The organism is Bacillus sp. KICET-3 (genome assembly GCF_033261025.1).
Classification (GTDB): domain Bacteria; phylum Bacillota; class Bacilli; order Bacillales; family Bacillaceae; genus Bacillus; species Bacillus sonorensis.
Genome location: NZ_CP137345.1, coordinates 4,318,807 through 4,335,006, shown reverse-complemented (window position 1 = coordinate 4,335,006; position 16,200 = coordinate 4,318,807). Strand labels below are relative to the sequence as shown.

14 protein-coding genes are annotated in these 16,200 nt (G+C 46.6%); 7 read left to right on the top strand and 7 right to left on the bottom strand.

The genetic code is table 11. The features are described from left to right. Nucleotides 1-7: 7 nt before the first annotated feature. From R5H20_RS22140 to R5H20_RS22120, 5 genes are all read right to left on the bottom strand, one after another. The gene (locus tag R5H20_RS22140) at nucleotides 8-1,450 is read right to left on the bottom strand and encodes a bifunctional 2-methylcitrate dehydratase/aconitate hydratase (protein ID WP_006639574.1); all 1,443 of its coding nucleotides are present in this window, start codon (nucleotides 1,448-1,450) and stop codon (nucleotides 8-10) included. A 29-nt stretch (nucleotides 1,451-1,479) separates the two neighbouring features. Next, the gene (gene mmgD, locus R5H20_RS22135) at nucleotides 1,480-2,595 is read right to left on the bottom strand and encodes a citrate synthase (RefSeq protein ID WP_006639573.1); all 1,116 of its coding nucleotides are present in this window, start codon (nucleotides 2,593-2,595) and stop codon (nucleotides 1,480-1,482) included. Nucleotides 2,596-2,671: 76 nt separating this feature from the next. Next, on the bottom strand, nucleotides 2,672-3,343 hold the full coding sequence (locus tag R5H20_RS22130; RefSeq protein WP_006639572.1) for a GntR family transcriptional regulator: 672 nt from the start codon (nucleotides 3,341-3,343) through the stop codon (nucleotides 2,672-2,674). A 150-nt stretch (nucleotides 3,344-3,493) separates the two neighbouring features. Continuing rightward, the gene (locus tag R5H20_RS22125; RefSeq protein WP_006639571.1) at nucleotides 3,494-4,342 is read right to left on the bottom strand and encodes a dTDP-4-dehydrorhamnose reductase family protein; all 849 of its coding nucleotides are present in this window, start codon (nucleotides 4,340-4,342) and stop codon (nucleotides 3,494-3,496) included. Continuing rightward, nucleotides 4,339-5,325: a polysaccharide biosynthesis protein gene (locus tag R5H20_RS22120; RefSeq protein WP_006639570.1), complete on the bottom strand. Its 987-nt coding sequence runs from the start codon at nucleotides 5,323-5,325 to the stop codon at nucleotides 4,339-4,341. The genes R5H20_RS22125 and R5H20_RS22120 overlap by 4 nt, the downstream gene beginning before the upstream one ends. Before the next feature lie 288 nt (nucleotides 5,326-5,613). Between R5H20_RS22120 and wecB the strand changes: the two genes are divergently transcribed. The 7 genes from wecB to licH all read left to right on the top strand — a co-directional run bounded on the left by wecB (nucleotide 5,614) and on the right by licH (nucleotide 13,217). Then, a complete protein-coding gene (gene wecB / locus R5H20_RS22115; RefSeq protein ID WP_006639569.1) occupies nucleotides 5,614-6,705 on the top strand; it encodes a non-hydrolyzing UDP-N-acetylglucosamine 2-epimerase in 1,092 nt (363 codons plus the stop codon). 122 nt (nucleotides 6,706-6,827) lie between these two features. Further along, complete coding sequence (locus R5H20_RS22110; protein WP_006639568.1) at nucleotides 6,828-7,418, top strand: DNA-3-methyladenine glycosylase; 591 nt, start codon at nucleotides 6,828-6,830, stop codon at nucleotides 7,416-7,418. Between the two features lie 393 nt (nucleotides 7,419-7,811). Then, entirely contained in the window at nucleotides 7,812-9,743 is a 1,932-nt protein-coding gene (locus tag R5H20_RS22100; RefSeq protein ID WP_006639566.1) for a BglG family transcription antiterminator, read from the top strand. A gap of 127 nt (nucleotides 9,744-9,870) precedes the next feature. Further along, nucleotides 9,871-10,176 (top strand): PTS lichenan transporter subunit IIB, encoded by a 306-nt coding sequence (gene licB, locus R5H20_RS22095; RefSeq protein ID WP_006639565.1) that lies wholly within the window; start codon nucleotides 9,871-9,873, stop codon nucleotides 10,174-10,176. A gap of 14 nt (nucleotides 10,177-10,190) precedes the next feature. After that, nucleotides 10,191-11,543: a PTS cellobiose transporter subunit IIC gene (celB, locus tag R5H20_RS22090; protein WP_006639564.1), complete on the top strand. Its 1,353-nt coding sequence runs from the start codon at nucleotides 10,191-10,193 to the stop codon at nucleotides 11,541-11,543. A gap of 16 nt (nucleotides 11,544-11,559) precedes the next feature. Continuing rightward, a complete protein-coding gene (locus R5H20_RS22085) occupies nucleotides 11,560-11,889 on the top strand; it encodes a PTS lactose/cellobiose transporter subunit IIA (protein ID WP_006639563.1) in 330 nt (109 codons plus the stop codon). Further along, the gene (gene licH, locus R5H20_RS22080) at nucleotides 11,889-13,217 is read left to right on the top strand and encodes a 6-phospho-beta-glucosidase LicH (RefSeq protein ID WP_006639562.1); all 1,329 of its coding nucleotides are present in this window, start codon (nucleotides 11,889-11,891) and stop codon (nucleotides 13,215-13,217) included. The genes R5H20_RS22085 and licH overlap by 1 nt, the downstream gene beginning before the upstream one ends. 248 nt (nucleotides 13,218-13,465) lie before the next feature. Here the strand turns inward: licH and R5H20_RS22075 are convergent, their stop codons facing one another. Both R5H20_RS22075 and R5H20_RS22070 read right to left on the bottom strand, forming a co-directional pair. After that, on the bottom strand, nucleotides 13,466-14,734 hold the full coding sequence (locus R5H20_RS22075) for an MFS transporter (protein ID WP_029419690.1): 1,269 nt from the start codon (nucleotides 14,732-14,734) through the stop codon (nucleotides 13,466-13,468). Between the two features lie 239 nt (nucleotides 14,735-14,973). After that, complete coding sequence (locus R5H20_RS22070; RefSeq protein WP_006639560.1) at nucleotides 14,974-16,065, bottom strand: branched-chain amino acid aminotransferase; 1,092 nt, start codon at nucleotides 16,063-16,065, stop codon at nucleotides 14,974-14,976. Between the last annotated feature and the right edge of the window lie 135 nt (nucleotides 16,066-16,200).

The following is a 16,200-nucleotide window of genomic DNA, read 5'->3' as shown; positions in this document are numbered from 1 at the left end:
ACACCTCCTAGATCACAAACAGTTCCATAAAGTCCGGGACAGATGTGTCTTTTAAAATGTGCGGATCATTCAGCAAAGAATTGATTCTCTCCGCTTGTCTGGCCGGAAAACGGGTTTTCAAATTGTTGATGAATTTTTCTTTTAACAGCGGGATGCCTTCATTCCGCCTGCGCCGATGGCCGATCGGGTACTCGATTGAAATGTTTTCTGAATGTGTGCCGTCTTTATAAAATACTTGGACAGCGTTTGCGATGCTTCGTTTTTCCGGGTCAAGATAGTCGGCGGAATATTGTTTGTTTTCCACTGTTTTCATTTTCGCGCGGAGGCGGTCGATTTCCGGGTTTTGCGCGATTTCGTCCTCATAATGCTCAGCGGTGATCTCCCCGTAGATCAGGCCGATCGCCGTGATATACTGCAGACAGTGGTCACGGTCTGCCGGATTGTGTAATTCTCCGGTTTTGTCGATGATCCTGATGGCGGATTCATGCGTCGTAATAACGATGTGATCAATGTCATCAAGTCTGTCTTTTACTTGGCCGTGTAGCTGAATCGCCGCTTCCGCCGCCGTTTGGGCATGGAATTCAGCCGGGAACGATATTTTAAAGAGGACGTTTTCGATAACGTAAGAATCGAACGGTCTTGCAAGCGTTAATTCCTTTCCTCCAAACAATACATCCTGAAATCCCCACATCGGCGCGGATAATGCCGTTTGATACCCCATTTCGCCTTTTAAAGTCATCAGCGCGAGCCGGACGCCTCGGCTTGTGGCATCACCTGCCGCCCAGGACTTTCGCGAGCCGGTGTTCGGTGCGTGACGGTATGTCCTCAGGCTCGAGTTGTCAACCCAGGCTTGTGAAACGGCATTGATGACGTCCTGTTTTGTACCGCCTAAAAGAGAGCAGGCGACGGCCGCGGAAGCGACTTTCACAAATAGAACATGGTCAAGTCCGTTTCTGTTCAGGCTGTTGTTGAGAGCGAGAATTCCTTGAATTTCATGAGCTTTTACAATCGCTGTGAGGACATCATCCATTGTGAGCGGATCTTTTCCGGCGGCGATCCGCTGTCTGCTCAAAAAGTCCGCAGAGGATAAAATGGCCCCCAGGTTATCAGACGGATGACCCCATTCGGCTGCAAGCCATGTGTCATTATAATCGAGCCAGCGAATCATGCAGCCGATGTTAAATGCACCTTGCACAGGATCGAGTTCAAACTGGGTGCCGGGAACGCGGGCTCCGTTCGGGACAACCGTTCCAGGTGCGATCGGTCCGAGGTGTTTGGTGCATTCGGGAAATCTGAGCGCCAATATGCCGCAGCCGAGCGTATCCATTAATACGTAACGGGCCGTCTCGAACGCTTCTTCACTCGTAATGTTGGCATTTACCGCATAATCGGCAATTTCTTCAAGCAATCGATCACATGATGTTTCAGTCGCTGCGCCTTGCATGTTCATGAGTATCCCTTCCTTTCAAATAATATGGATTATGGATGAAGACCCCGCGGTCCTGTATAGTGGACCCTCGGCCGAAACAGCCGATTGTCGGCATGCTGTTCAATCACATGGGCGCCTAAGCCGACCGAACGCGCCGCAAAGAAAATAGGGGTGTAGAGCTCGATCGGAATGCCAAGCAGATAGTAGACAGGCGCGGCATAATAATCAAGGTTCGGATAAAGCCCCTTTTCTTCGCGCATCAGCGTTTCCCCGGCATCACACATTTCGTATAAATCCTGTCTGCCCGTCTTGTGGGAAAGTGTAAAAAGAGCTTTTTTCAATAAGGCGGCTCTAGGGTCCATTTTTTTCATATAGACGCGGTGGCCAAACCCCATCACCTTTTCTTTTCTCGCTAATTTCTGCTGAATCAGCTTGAGAAAGCCGGACGTTGTTTTGCCTTCGAGCAGCATATACATGACCGCTTCATTGGCCCCGCCGTGCAAGTTTCCTTTTAAAGATGCTGCTGCACCCGTAAAGGCTCCGTATATATCTGAATGGGTCGACGCGATCACCCTGGCGGTAAAAGTGGAATTCGGCATTTCGTGTTCGCTGTACAGCATTAAGGTTTGATCAAAGACAGCCGTTTCCTGTTCGCTCGGGTCATTTCCCGTCAGCATGTATAAAAAGTTCTTGCTGTAGGACATTTGTTTATCCGGTAAAATCGTCTTTTGCTGGTGTAAGATGCGGTAGCTGTTTGCGACAATATTCGGCACTTGTGCGATCAGCCGCAGCGCTTTTGCCTGATTTGCCGCTTTAGACCGGTCATTCAGCTCGGGGTCATACCCCGCCAAGGCTGAAATTCCGGTTCTGAGTGCATCCATTGGGTGAGTATCTTGTGGAAGTGTGGATAGAATCGTGTATATTCCGCTCGGAAGGCCGTAAGCATTGTTTAAAGCGCTTTCAATCCCTTTCAGTTCCATTGCATCCGGGAGTTTGTTTTGGATCAGGAGATAGACGAGATCCAAATATGTTTTTTGTTCGGCAAGCTCTATTAAATCATAGCCTTTGACAACGATTTCTTCAGCCTCGGTATCTAAATAAGAAACCCTCGTTTCAGCGGCGATCACGCCCTCTAATCCCGGTTTAAATACATCTTGTTTGCCCATTTTTCCACCCCATATTCGTTTTTTAACATGTGTGTAAAAAACGTGATGTGAAATTGGCATCGGCTTTTTGAGCATGTTAATACAAATGTTTGAGCGTTTCTTCAATCGAATGTAGGCTGCGTCTAATATGGGAACGCATGGCTGCTTCTGCCAGACAGCTGTTTTTTTCTTTTACAGCATTGAAAATCTCCACATGTTCATTAAAGGATACGGATGATTTGTAATGTGGATTTTTGTATCCGCTGATCCTTCGATACCGTTCGATTCTGCTTTCTAATTGTTCAAGAAAACGCTTTGCTGTCGCATTCGCACTAATGGAATGCAAGATGGAATGAAAGTCAGATCCGTATTTGACCGTATCTGTATGGCGGTCTTTTGCTGCAGCCATTTTCATTAATTCGAGCCGGTCTTCAAGCTGATGAAGCTGCTCTGTCGTCGCAAGCTGGGCAGCCTCTGCAGTCAGCAGTCCTTCCAGCGCTTCGCGAACCTTAAAAACCTCTTTCGCTTCTTCTGGTGAAATCGGACAAACACGAAGCCGGCCGTTTGGCTGCTTACTGACCAATCCTTCAAGCTCCAGCCGGTAAAGAGCCTGCCGCAGCGGGGTTCGGCTGATGGCCAAGTCTTGTGCGAGATTGTCCTCTACGAGCTGTTCAGAAGGTGAATATTCCAGCTCAATGATCTTTTTTCTGATTTCATTGTAAGCGTAATCACTTGCAGACTGCCTTCTGACTGGATTTGAAGAGTGCATGAAAAAATTCTCTCCCCTCCTTTTGTCTGAATATAAATATAATTGTATACAATTATACGGTTTTGTCAATGTCATCCAGATCAGCAAAAGTTTTGGACATGAAAAAACAAACACCGTCCCTCGTCTTGTAAGAGGCGGGTGTTTGTTTTTTTATTCATATTGATATAAGTACGGCCTGTCATCCATCCATTGTTTTAATTCAACAAGCATTTGTTCGTAGCCGATGGGCTGGTACGGCACATCTTCCCTTGTCATGACAAGGCTTTTATCAAACCGCATGTGATCATCGGGAATGATCGCAACACCTCTGGCAAAGATCTTATTTAGCAGGAGGAGCAGCTCGTATTTGGAGATGAAGCGATTTCCGGTGAGGTGAATCAGTCCGGTTAACCGCGATTCCAGCAGCCCCTCAATCGCTTTCGCCAGCTCGAGAGTCGTCAGCCCGTTCCAGAACACGTTGCTAAACCCGCGTATTTGTTCCTTTTGATTCATGAACCAATGGAATAAACCGATGCCGTCTTTCAGCTCGGGTCCTATAATGGACGTCCTGATGGTTAGATTTTGATCATCCAGGACTTCACCAAGACTTTTGGTTTGTGCATAGGCTGAACTCCCGTCTTTTGCATCAGTTTCCATATATTTTCCTTTTGAGCCTGAGAACACGCAGTCTGTGCTGATGTGAATCAGGTAATATTGATAATCGCCGCTCATGTCTGACAGCAGGTGGGGCAGAATGCTGTTAACATGGATCGCCTGCAGCAGGTTTTGACGTGCGGCATCATTTAAAATTCCGGTTGCATTGATAACGATGTCGGGTTTGACTTGTTGGAGCAGCTTTTTTAATTCATCTGTGTTTGTTACATCCAAAAAAAAGCAATGTGGATCATCGGACAGTGAATGGCGCTGTGTCCAGAATACTTCATATTGCGATTTCGCAGAAAAAAATTCCTTTAATACATGGCCGGCCATTCCCGTTCCGCCTAAAATCAGCAGTCTCACTGAATAAATCCTCCTTCCCTTAACAGGGCTGCAATTTCGGATTTCGACATTAACAGATCGTTTGATTGGTATTTCTGAAAGTTTGCTTTTTCGAATTTTCGATAATGCTTGCGCAGCTTTTCCGAAGGATGGGAAGGCAGTATCACATAATGCTCGGAGTCAAAGAGGTAGGTATACGGTGCTTCATGATCTGAGACCAGTACTTCATGAAGCTTCTCTCCAGGCCGGATTCCGATTTCTTTCATTCCGACGGAGCTTCCCATCTCTTCTATCAGAACCTCCGCAAGATCCACTATCTTGCACGCCTTCATTTTCATGACGAAGATCTCACCGCCTTGTGCATCTTCTGAAGCTTTAAGCAGCAAGTCTATCGCTTCGCCGACCGTTAGAAAAAACCTTGTCATTTCTTTTGACGTCAGCGTGAGGTCCTCCCCTTTTTGTATTAAATGTTTAAAGAGCGGTACGACGCTTCCGTTTGTTCCGAGTACATTTCCGCCTCTGATGCAGACAAAATCCGTATGCTCGCTGTAATCGTTGGCACGGATCATCAGTCTTTCTCCCAGCGACTTTGTCATTCCGTAAAAGTTGACCGGGTCAGCCGCTTTATCGGTTGAAACATCAATAACTTTCTTTACGCGATGGGCAAGGGCCGCACGTATGACATTCTGTGTTCCGACAACATTTGTTTTTAATGCTTCTTCAGGCTGTTCCTCACAGATCGGCACATGCTTCAATGCCGCAAGATGAAATATATAATCGACATCCCGGCAGGCAGACTCCAAAGACAGATAGTCTCTTACATCACCGATGATAAACTTTAATGCAGGATGATGATTGAACTCCCGCTGCATGCTGATTTGCGTGAATTCGTTTCTTGAAAAAATCCTGATCTCCTTTGGTTTGTATAATAATAGTTTTTTGGTAAGCTCCATACCCCAGGAACCAGTTCCTCCGGTAAGCAGTATTCGGGCGTTTTTAAACATACTTCTCCTCCTAAAACAGATCGTTTGATAGACTGTCAAAACTAGCATATAAATGTATATGTTTTGTAGAAATATTTGTGTGATAGAACAGCCTGATTGAAGAAAAATAAACCAGATTGAGAGGTTGGCCCATTCAAACTGCACACCTTTTTAGAGACGCGAATATATATATAAAGGTTTTCAGCCGTCATGATGATGGCGGAAGACGAGGTGTAGATAACAAAATAGATCTGTGCCGTCTTATGAAAAGACAGCGATTTGATCAGCAGCATAAAAGGAGTCAGATGGATGAAAATCATGACGATTATCGGGACCAGGCCGGAGATCATCCGCTTAAGTTTGATCATCGGCAAGCTTGATCAATTTGCCGATCAGCATATATTGGTCCACACCGGTCAAAATTATGATGAAAAGCTGAGTAAAATTTTTTTTGATCAATTAAAGGTAAGGATGCCGGACTATCACATTAAACTGTCGGGGCATTCAACAGGCGCTCAGATTGGTGAAATATTTACGGAAGTCGAAAAGCTGATATTAAAGCTTCAGCCTGACAAACTGCTTGTGCTCGGCGATACCAACAGTGCGCTTTGTGCTTTTCTGGGCGAAAGGTATGGAATTCCCGTCTACCACATGGAGGCCGGAAACCGCTGTTTTGACAATGCGGTCCCGGAAGAGATCAACCGCAGGGTCATCGATTCGATCGCCTCTTTTAATTTGCCCTATACAAGGATTGCCAAAGAAAATTTGGAAAGGGAAGGCATGCATCCGCAAAGAATTTGGGTGTCAGGAAATCCGATTTATGAAGTCATGAACCATTTTCGTGATGACATTTCACAAAGGAAGATGCTTGACACCTTGAATGTGAAGAGCCAATCCTTTATTTTGGTAACAGCGCACAGAGCGGAAAATGTAGATGTAAAAGAAAGGCTGCAGCATATTGTTGATGCGCTGACATCGCTTGCCGGCACACACAAAATACCGGTGATTTGCAGCATCCATCCGAGAACGAGGGATCGTTTGCAAAAATTCGGTATTCAACATCATGAAGAGCTGCTGTCATTTTGTGAACCGTTTGGTTTTTTTGACTTCATCCACCTTCAGCAGCATGCGAAATGCGTCATAACGGACAGCGGAACGGTCCAGGAAGAGAGCTGCATCCTCAAAGTTCCTTCGGTTACCATCAGGAACAGTACAGAACGGCCTGAAACAGTGATGTGCGGAAGCAATGTGGTATCAGGGCTTGAAACGGAGCGGATCGTTCAGGCGGCGGAGTTAATGATGGAGGCGAAAACGGACTGGGAGCTGCCTGAAGGGTATGCAGACCCGCATGTATCAGACAAGGTTGTCCATTTTATCTTAGGCGGCTTGAGGCATGTTTAATATGGTAAACTGAGCATTCAACTCCATGTAAAAGCCTTCTATTTCTCGCAAGGTTCTTGAAGACATGTTAAAATCATCACAATTCATATATCGTTTTTACCATCAAAAGGAGGCTTCCCCATATGAAACAAGCTTGCAAACCCCTTCCGCCCGAATTTTACCGTAAGCCGACCCTTGAGCTTGCACAGTCACTGTTAGGATGTCTGTTGGTGAAAGAAACGGATGAAGGGACTGCTTCAGGGTATATTGTAGAAACCGAAGCTTATATGGGACCAAAGGACAGGGCGGCCCACAGCTTCGGGAACCGCCGGACGAAACGGACAGAAGTGATGTATCAAGAGGCAGGCCGCGCCTATACGTATACGATGCATACGCATACGTTGTTCAATGTCGTGAGCGCCGGCATTGATGAGCCTGAAGCGGTCCTCATCAGGGCGGTTGAACCGCATGAAGGGCTCCTGCTGATGGAGAAAAGAAGAAGCGGAAAAAAACCGCGTGATTGGACGAATGGGCCGGGAAAGTTGACAAAGGCGCTCTCTATCACAATGGATGATTACGGAAGGTGGCTGACAGAGCCGCCCCTGTATATTGCAAAAGGGTATGTCCCACACGACATTTCCTGCGGGCCGAGGATCGGAATCGAGAATTCGGGAGAGGCGAGAGAATACCCTTGGCGGTTTTGGATGAAAGGAAATCGGTACGTGTCGAGGTGAAAAAGGACTGGTTTGGCTCCCTGTCTCCCCGGGTAAAGGTGATAAAAATGGGAAGGGAGTCATGCCGGTCATGAAAAAACTGTTTAAAAATGTCGTAAAGTTGACACCTGTCATTTATCCGATCGCACGGAAAATCATCAAAGACAGAAAAGCGAAAAAGACTTGACAGCCGGCTGATCCGGCTGTTTTTCCAGATTGGAGGGCTTCACGTAAAAACGCTTTTCCAAGGTGCCGCTCCGCATGTAGGCAAATTGACTTGAAAACGCAATCATAATAGAATTTACTAATATGAGAGAAATTTCACAAAATGAATGAATATATGTTAAACAGCAGGAAAGATTCTGGCTGTTTGTTCATTGGTTCAAGCGATACCTTTATGAGGGGGGCTTTTTTATGCTCAATGCTCGGCTTAGCAGTATTCTCAGCGAATTAATGACAGCGGAATCACCCTTGACCAGCACTTATTTGGCCAACGGATTGAATGTCACCTCCAGGACGATCAGATCAGACGTAAAAGAATTAGACTATCTTCTCTCTAAAAACGGGGCTTCCATCACATCCATCAGAGGCGCCGGTTACAGGTTGTCCATCCATCATAACCACCTCTTTCGCCAGTTTCTGCAAAATACGTTTCAAGAAGAATTGTCAAACCCCGTTTTTCCAAATGAACGTATTCTCTATCTATTAAAAAGACTGCTGTTAACAGACGGCTATCTCAAACTTGAAGATTTGGCTGATGAGATGTTCATCAGCAAATCGACCGTTCAAAACGATATGAGGGACGTTCGAAAAAGGCTGAAACCTTACGGCATTGAATTAGAAATCAAACCAAATTACGGCTTTAAGTTGAGGGGAGATGAAGTAAAGCTGCGCTATTGCATGGCGGAGCATATTTTTCCGAAAAGAGAGAGCGAAATGGACATCCTGAACACCCGGATTTCGATCCTTCCGAAAGAAGAGCTGGGCATGATCCGCCAGACGATTTTGGAAAGGATAAGCGAGGATGAAATTTCCCTGTCTGACATTGGCTTGAACAACCTCCTGATTCATATCGCCATCGCCTGCAAACGAATTCGCAATGGAAAGCATGTCTCGTTTTTTTCAGAAGACATAAAGGAGATTATGAATCATAAAGAATATGAAGTATCCCGGTCGATTGTCCGGACGCTGAAAGAAAAACTGAAGGTGGCGTTTCCGGAAAAAGAGACGGCTTATATTGCCATTCATCTGATGGGAGCCAAAAGAACGGCAATGGCGAAGATCCCCAGCGATAAAATGGAAGGCTTTATTGATGAAGAGACAGATAGACTGACAGATTTGGTCATGGAAACAATCGATGAAAAATTCAGGCTGGGCATTAAGAATGACAAAGAATTAAAAATCGGCCTCTGTCTTCACTTAAAGCCGGCACTGAACCGCTGCCGCTACGGAATGAACATCAGAAATCCGATGCTGGACGCCATTAAAGCAAACTATCCGCTTGCATTTGAAGCAGGAATCCAGGCCGGAGAAGTCATCAAAAAGGAAACGGGATTCGACATTCAGGAAAGTGAAGTCGGCTATCTTGCTTTACATATCGGCGCCGCGCTGGAAAGAAGGAAAATGAAAACCCCGTCAAAGCGCTGTATCATTGTCTGCGCTTCAGGAGCGGGAAGCGCCATGCTGCTTCAGGACAGACTGCGGTCAAGATTCGGCTCAAAGCTTGAAATCATTGGAACGGTTGATTATTATAAACTGAATCAAATGCCGCTCCATGCCCTCGACTTTGTCATCAGCACCATTCCGCTGCCCGACGGACTCCCAATCCCGGTTGTTAAAGTGAATGCGATATTGGGAGGAGCAGATTTAACAAAAATAGAGCACGTCCTTACGGCAGATACAGAGCTGGCTGCAAGATATACGAGAAGACAGCTTGTCTTTTTGCAGGAACACTTTCAATCGAAAGAGGAAGTGCTGCGTTTTTTGTGTCATCAAGTAACAGCGCTTGGCCTTGCGGATGAAGGTCTGGAAGCCTCAGTCTTGGAAAGAGAGGCTGTTGCGCCCACGTGCTTTGGCAATCTTGTGGCGATTCCCCATCCGATGACACCGCAAACAGATACAACATTTTGGGCGGTATGTACGCTGCAAAAGCCGATAGAATGGGAGGATAAAAGAGTCCAATTCATCTGCCTTCTTTGCGTTGAAAAAGACAATACCTCCAATCTGCAGGGGATGTACAAGTTATTGGGCAATGTGCTGGATAATCGGTCGATTGTCCGGGAACTGCTGAAATGCAAAACGTATGAAGAGTTTATGGCTGTTTTCAGAAGTCCATTTTCCGGATAAAACATGTTCCCCTGTCTTTTTTCCGGAGGGAAGAGGAAAATCATTAAGTCAATATGAAAACGGTTTCATTGTATGATGAAACTGTAAAACAGATTCGAATTCATTGCAAAAAGGGGGATATATAAACATGAACATCTTATTAGCTTGTGCAGCAGGTATGTCAACTAGTTTGCTTGTTACGAAAATGGAAAAAAGCGCAGAGGAACAAGGAAAAGACTATAAAATTTGGGCCGTCTCCGGAGGAGAAGTCCAAAATCATATTGATAAAGCCGATGTATTGCTCCTCGGCCCGCAAGTCCGTTATATGCTTCCGCAATTGAAGAAATTGGGGGAATCGAAAGGGGTGCCTGTCGACGTCATCAACACGGTCCATTACGGGACTTGTAATGGGGCAGAAGTGCTGAAATCCGCAGAACAGCTTGCCGGTGTTTGAAGGAGGGCGGAGGGGTGAATAAGTTCAACCTGTTGTTAGAGGAGAAGGTCATGCCGATCGCCGGCCGGATCGCCGCCCAGCGCCATTTGCAGGCGCTCAGAGACGGGATCATCCTGACCATGCCGCTGATTATCATCGGTTCGCTGTTTCTCATCTTAGCCAACCTGCCGATTCCAGGGTATGCGCAATTCATGGCTGGGATATTCGGCGACCAATGGGCTGAAAAGCTGAGCTACCCGGTAAACGTCAGCTTTGACATTATGGCGCTTATCGCAACGTTTGGAATCGCATACCGACTTGCCGAGAAGTACGGAATTGACGCATTGTCTTCAGGTGCGATCGCCGTAGCGGCTTTCCTGCTCGCCACTCCTTATCAGATTCCTTTTACACCTGAAGGCTCTACCCAGGAAATTATGGTCTCGGGGGGTATACCGATTTCCTTAATGGGAAGCAAGGGTCTGTTTGTCGGTATGCTGATTGCGATGTTTTCTACTGAAGTATACCGTTGGGTCGTTCACAAAGACATTGTTGTCAAAATGCCTGACGGTGTGCCTCCGGCCGTCAGCAAATCATTCATCGCCCTGATTCCGGGGTTTGCCGTCATCGGTTCGATCTGGATCGCCCGCCTTTTGATTGAAATCACGCCTTTTGAAAGCCTGCATAATGTCGTCAACGTGCTTTTGGGCACGCCGCTTTCCATTCTCGGAGGCAGTCTCGGGGGAAGCCTTGTAGCCGAAACCGTCCAACAGCTTCTGTGGTCTTGCGGTTTGCACGGGGCGAACATCGTCGGCGGGGTCATGTCGCCGATCTGGTATGGCGCAATGGATGAAAACCGTCTTGCTTTTCAAGCCGGAGAAGTTCTGCCGAACATTTTTACAATCCAGTTTTTCGAAATCTTTATCAATATCGGCGGAAGCGGAGCTACATTGGCGCTGGTCATCACCATGTTTTTCAGATCGAGAAGCAAGCAGATGAAGCAGTTGGGGAAACTTGCAATCGGACCGGCCGTTTTTAACATCAATGAACCGATTATTTTCGGGATGCCCATCGTCATGAACCCGATGCTTTTGCTTCCGTTTATCGTATCACCGCTTCTGATGATGATCGCAACCTATATCGGAATGAGCACCGGTCTCGTCGCAAAACCTGCGGGAATTGCAGTGCCTTGGACAATGCCGCCGCTTTTTTCAGGATACTTGGCGACGGGCGGAAAAATTTCCGGAGCTGTCATGCAGCTGATCAACCTGTTCATCTCGTTTGCCGTTTACTACCCGTTCTTTAGAATGTGGGATAAACAAAAGCTGAAAGAAGAAAGCGAGCTGGAAGCTGGGCCGCCTGCAAATGAAAATCAGCAGATCGGCGTATAAAAAAGGGGGTGCACTTATGACTGAGGAGTTGGAACAGACGATTTTTCAAATCATTCTCCACGGAGGAAACGGCAGAAGCTTTTGCATGGAAGCCATTGCCGAAGCCAAGAAGGGCGATTTTGCCGAAGCAAAAAAAAAGCTTCAGTCAGCGGATGAGGAATTGATAAAGGCTCACCACTTTCAAACGGCTCTCATTCAAAATGAAGCAAAGGGGACAAAAACAGAGCCGTCACTATTAATGATTCATGCGCAAGACCATTTAATGAATGCAATGACAATGAAAGATTTGGCATCGGAAATTGTTGATTTATATAAAAACATAAATATTCGCGGAGGTGTCAACTGATGAAAAAAGGCTTGAAAATCGTAACAATTGGCGGAGGTTCAAGCTATACGCCCGAATTGGTTGAAGGATTGATCAAAAGACACGAGGAGCTGCCTGTAAGCGAGCTATGGCTTGTCGATATTCCCGAAGGAGAAGAAAAGCTCAATATCGTCGGAACGCTGGCAAAACGGATGGTTGAAAAGGCGGGAGTTCCGATTAAGGTGCACCTGACGCTTGATCGCAGAGAGGCCTTGAAAGACGCTGATTTCGTCACCACTCAATTCCGCGTCGGTCTGCTTGAGGCAAGAGCGAAAGATGAAAGAATCCCATTAAAATACGGTGTCATCGGTCAGGAGACGAATGGTCCCGGGGGCTTGTTTAAAGGACTTCGCACCATTCCGGTCATACTCGATATCGCAAAAGACATTGAAGAGCTTTGTCCTGATGCCTGGCTTGTCAATTTCACAAATCCGGCCGGCATGGTGACAGAAGCGCTGCTCCGCTATTCAAATCTGAAAAAAGTCGTCGGTCTGTGCAATGTGCCGATCGGCATGAAAATGGGAGTGGCAAAAGCGCTTGATGTTGACGAAAGCCGCGTGGAAATCCAATTTGCCGGGTTGAACCATATGGTGTACGGCCTCGATGTCTTCCTTGACGGTGTCAGTGTCAAAGACAAAGTGATTGAAGCAATGGCAGATCCGGCAAATGCAATGACCATGAAAAATATTTCCGGCGAGTCATGGGAGCCCGACTTTATCCGCGGTCTTGACTTAATTCCATGCGGATATCACCGCTACTACTATAAAACCAAGGAAATGCTTGAGCATGAAATAGAGGCGTCGCAAACGGAAGGAACCCGTGCTGAGGTCGTTCAAAAAGTAGAAAAAGAGCTCTTTGAATTATATAAAGATCCAAACCTGGCCATCAAACCGCCGCAGCTTGAAAAACGCGGAGGCGCATATTACAGCGACGCGGCCTGTAACCTGATCAGCTCGATTTATAATGACAAACACGATATTCAGCCTGTCAATACGATGAACAATGGTGCAATCGCAAGCATACCGGATGATTCAGCGGTGGAAGTAAACTGCGTCATGACGAAGAACGGTCCAAAACCGATCGCAGTCGGGGACTTGCCGGTCAAAGTCAGAGGCCTTGTCCAGCAGATCAAATCGTTCGAACGAGTCGCCGCCGAAGCCGCTGTGACCGGCGACTACAACACCGCTCTTGTGGCGATGACGATCAACCCGCTCGTACCGTCCGACAAAATCGCTAAGCAAATACTGGATGATATGCTTGAAGCGCATAAAGAGCATCTTCCGCAGTTTTTTAAATCAATAGAAGCATAGATTGATTGCCAAGGTTCCGGCCGTCTCCGCCGGAACCTTTCGTTGTAGGAGGAATTGCCACTAAAGGCGGCCAATCTGAAGCGGCGGCGTCCGGTCCGGCGGCAGAGGACAAATCTGTGTCTGAAGCAGATTGCCGTCCGCAGCGTCACGCCAATTGAACAGCGGAGCCGCATGGCGGACCGCCTCTGTCAGCTGTACCCGAATATCCTGCAGCCGACGCGGTCCGAATGCTTTACCAAGGCTTGGGGTTACATATGGGCGCTTGCTTCTTTTTCCTTGATAAGATCTGAGCGGCGGGCTTTCGCAAGCTGAGTAAACAGCAAAATTCCGACGCCGGCAAGGATTTCGATGAAACCGCCGATTGCGATGACTTTGCCGGCTCCGAGCGCCTGTGCAGCATATCCGCATGCCAGCGCGCCTAAAGGAAGCGACAAATTTGTGATCATATGAATGACAGCAAACACCTGAGGCTGGTCATCCCCTTCCACAGACGTCTGAATGATCGTGAATTCTGGAACATTGATCGAGCTTATGGCCGCACCAAATGCAAAAGCGGCGAGAAATACAAGGGGCAAAAAGGTATTCAACCCCGTAATGAAATAAGCCATTCCTTCAAAAATTCCGGCCGCAATAAAGAGCAGCCCGTATCTGTTGACTTTTACTTTGGCGAGGATAAAGCCCAATAAAAAAGCCCCTCCGGCTGTCGTAGCCTTCAATAAGGAATGGATGAACGGCGTACCGTTTAAATCTTCGTCAACATACACCGCGGAAAGCGCCTCCCATGGCGATGCCGCCAAATTCATAAATATACAATAAATGGCTAGCGGGAATAAAACCTTATGATGCCTTACAAGAGTAAATCCTCTTTTTAATCTTGAAAAATATGTACCCCTCGGTTTGCCGGTATTGGATTCAGTAAGTTGCTGGGCCGTTTTACTTTTAATACAAAGGACAAATATCCCTGATATGATGTAAAGTGTGAACGACATAATCATCGTCGGCGCCGGGCCGATAAAAGTCAGAAGCACCCCGCACAATGTGACAGCACCAAGCCTTACAATTTCCGAGGAAGACTGGAGGATTGCATTTGCTTTTTGAATCAGCTCTTCGTCGACAATTTGAGGAATCAGTGTAATGGATGCGGGATTATATGTCGCTCCCGTTGCTGAATGGATAATCATCAGCCCCAGGACAAACCACATCGGTGAAAAGCCGTTATAGTAGCATATCGGGATAGCCAGTACAACCGCCGCTCTCGTTAAGTCCGAAAAATACATCCAGAATTTTAGCGCGCTTCTTTTTACCAGAGGCCCTGTCAACGGTGCCAAAAAAGCTTCTGGAAGGAAGGTGACGGCGAGCAGAAAAGCGGTGCCGATTGCGCCTTTTCCATCAAAGATCAGGAACCATAAAATAGAGTTGAAGGCGAAGCAGTCGGCTGAAATTTTAATGAGCCTGGAGAAGAAAAGAAGCGTAAAATTCTTTTTCCAGACACTCAATGCTCCATTAGTTTTCTCCATCTTCAAAGTCCTTTCTTTTACATCGCGGTAGTCGTTTTTTTGATGTCTCCTTTCATAATGTTTAATAGGAATGATTTTATATGTATATAGATGATTTTAACATAGTTTATAGAAAATGGAATCGAATCTGGTGAGTCATTTTCATGAAGGGATCTTTGAGAGGCATGCCTGCCCGGGGGTTGGCCGCCATCCGGCCCGGAAATGGGCCGGCCCTCTTGATTTTAGAGGGGCCGGATGGTTCAACATGATTGGGTGACAGTGTCGACTTCTACTGTCCAGCCGAATGGGTCTGGCAATGCGCCTTTTTGAATTCCTGTGATCGTGTCATAAAGTTTTTTAGCGATTTCTCCGGTTTCTCCGCCGTTAATGACGAGGCTTTCATCTTTCCAAATCAGCTCTCCGACCGGGGAGATGACAGCTGCGGTTCCAGTGCCAAACGCTTCTTCAAGCAGCCCGTCTTTATGGGCCTGGATCAATTCGTCAACGGAAATTTTCTTTTCGGTGACAGGAAGGCCCCATTGTTTTAAAAGGTAGAGGACGGAGTTTCTCGTAATGCCTTCCAAAATGCTGCCGTTTAGCGCAGGCGTGACGATTTCTCCGTCGATTTTGAAGAAGATATTCATGCTTCCCACTTCTTCAATGTATTTCTTCTCAACTCCGTCCAGCCATAATACTTGGGAAAATCCTTTGCTTTCGGCAACTTCCTGCGCCTTCAGGCTGGCCGCGTAGTTCCCGGCCGTTTTTGCGTTTCCTGTGCCGCCTGTCACTGCCCGGACAAATTCACTCTCAACGGCGATTTTTACAGGTTGGATGCCTTCCTTGTAATAAGAGCCGACCGGCGACAGGATAATCAGCAGTTTATATGTCTTGGATGGAGCGACACCGAGGTAAGGCTCCGTTGAAATAATGAATGGCCGGATATATAGCGATGTTCCTTCTGCGGCCGGAATCCACTCTTTTTCGATCTGAAGAAGCTGCTTAAGTCCGTCCAGCACCGTATCCGGATCGACCCGCGGAATGCAGAGGCGGTCGTTTGATTTGTTCAGCCGTTCAACGTTTTTTTCCGGTCTGAACAAAAGAACTTTTCCATCGTCTGATACATAAGCTTTTAATCCTTCAAAAACGGATTGGCCGTAGTGATATACCATTGCAGCCGGGTCCATTTCGATAGGCTGGTAAGGGACGATCCGCGGATCATGCCAGCCGTTTTCAGCCGAATAATCCATGACGAACATGTGGTCGGTAAATACACGGCCGAATTCGAGCCGGTTCGGATCAGGCTTTTGTTTTTTCGTTTGACTGAGCTGTACGCTGATGGTTTGTTTTGTCATAATCATTCTCCCTGCCGTTCTAGTCTTTTTTCCAAAAAATATTTATATTCTATTTTAAACCTTATATTCATAATCGCAATAGATTTCAGAGAAATTTGCAAAATAGAATTTTTGGAAATATTTAAAACCTATATT

Bases quoted from the DNA above. Each gene is read 5' to 3' on its own strand.
- R5H20_RS22140 (WP_006639574.1), bottom strand. From the start codon at position 1,450: ATGAACATGCAAGGCGCAGCGACTGAAACATCATGTGATCGATTGCTT.
- mmgD (WP_006639573.1), bottom strand. From the start codon at position 2,595: ATGGGCAAACAAGATGTATTTAAACCGGGATTAGAGGGCGTGATCGCC.
- R5H20_RS22130 (WP_006639572.1), bottom strand. From the start codon at position 3,343: ATGCACTCTTCAAATCCAGTCAGAAGGCAGTCTGCAAGTGATTACGCT.
- R5H20_RS22120 (WP_006639570.1), bottom strand. From the start codon at position 5,325: ATGTTTAAAAACGCCCGAATACTGCTTACCGGAGGAACTGGTTCCTGG.
- wecB (WP_006639569.1), top strand. From the start codon at position 5,614: ATGAAAATCATGACGATTATCGGGACCAGGCCGGAGATCATCCGCTTA.
- R5H20_RS22110 (WP_006639568.1), top strand. From the start codon at position 6,828: ATGAAACAAGCTTGCAAACCCCTTCCGCCCGAATTTTACCGTAAGCCG.
- R5H20_RS22100 (WP_006639566.1), top strand. From the start codon at position 7,812: ATGCTCAATGCTCGGCTTAGCAGTATTCTCAGCGAATTAATGACAGCG.
- licB (WP_006639565.1), top strand. From the start codon at position 9,871: ATGAACATCTTATTAGCTTGTGCAGCAGGTATGTCAACTAGTTTGCTT.
- R5H20_RS22085 (WP_006639563.1), top strand. From the start codon at position 11,560: ATGACTGAGGAGTTGGAACAGACGATTTTTCAAATCATTCTCCACGGA.
- licH (WP_006639562.1), top strand. From the start codon at position 11,889: ATGAAAAAAGGCTTGAAAATCGTAACAATTGGCGGAGGTTCAAGCTAT.
- R5H20_RS22075 (WP_029419690.1), bottom strand. From the start codon at position 14,734: ATGGAGAAAACTAATGGAGCATTGAGTGTCTGGAAAAAGAATTTTACG.
- R5H20_RS22070 (WP_006639560.1), bottom strand. From the start codon at position 16,065: ATGACAAAACAAACCATCAGCGTACAGCTCAGTCAAACGAAAAAACAA.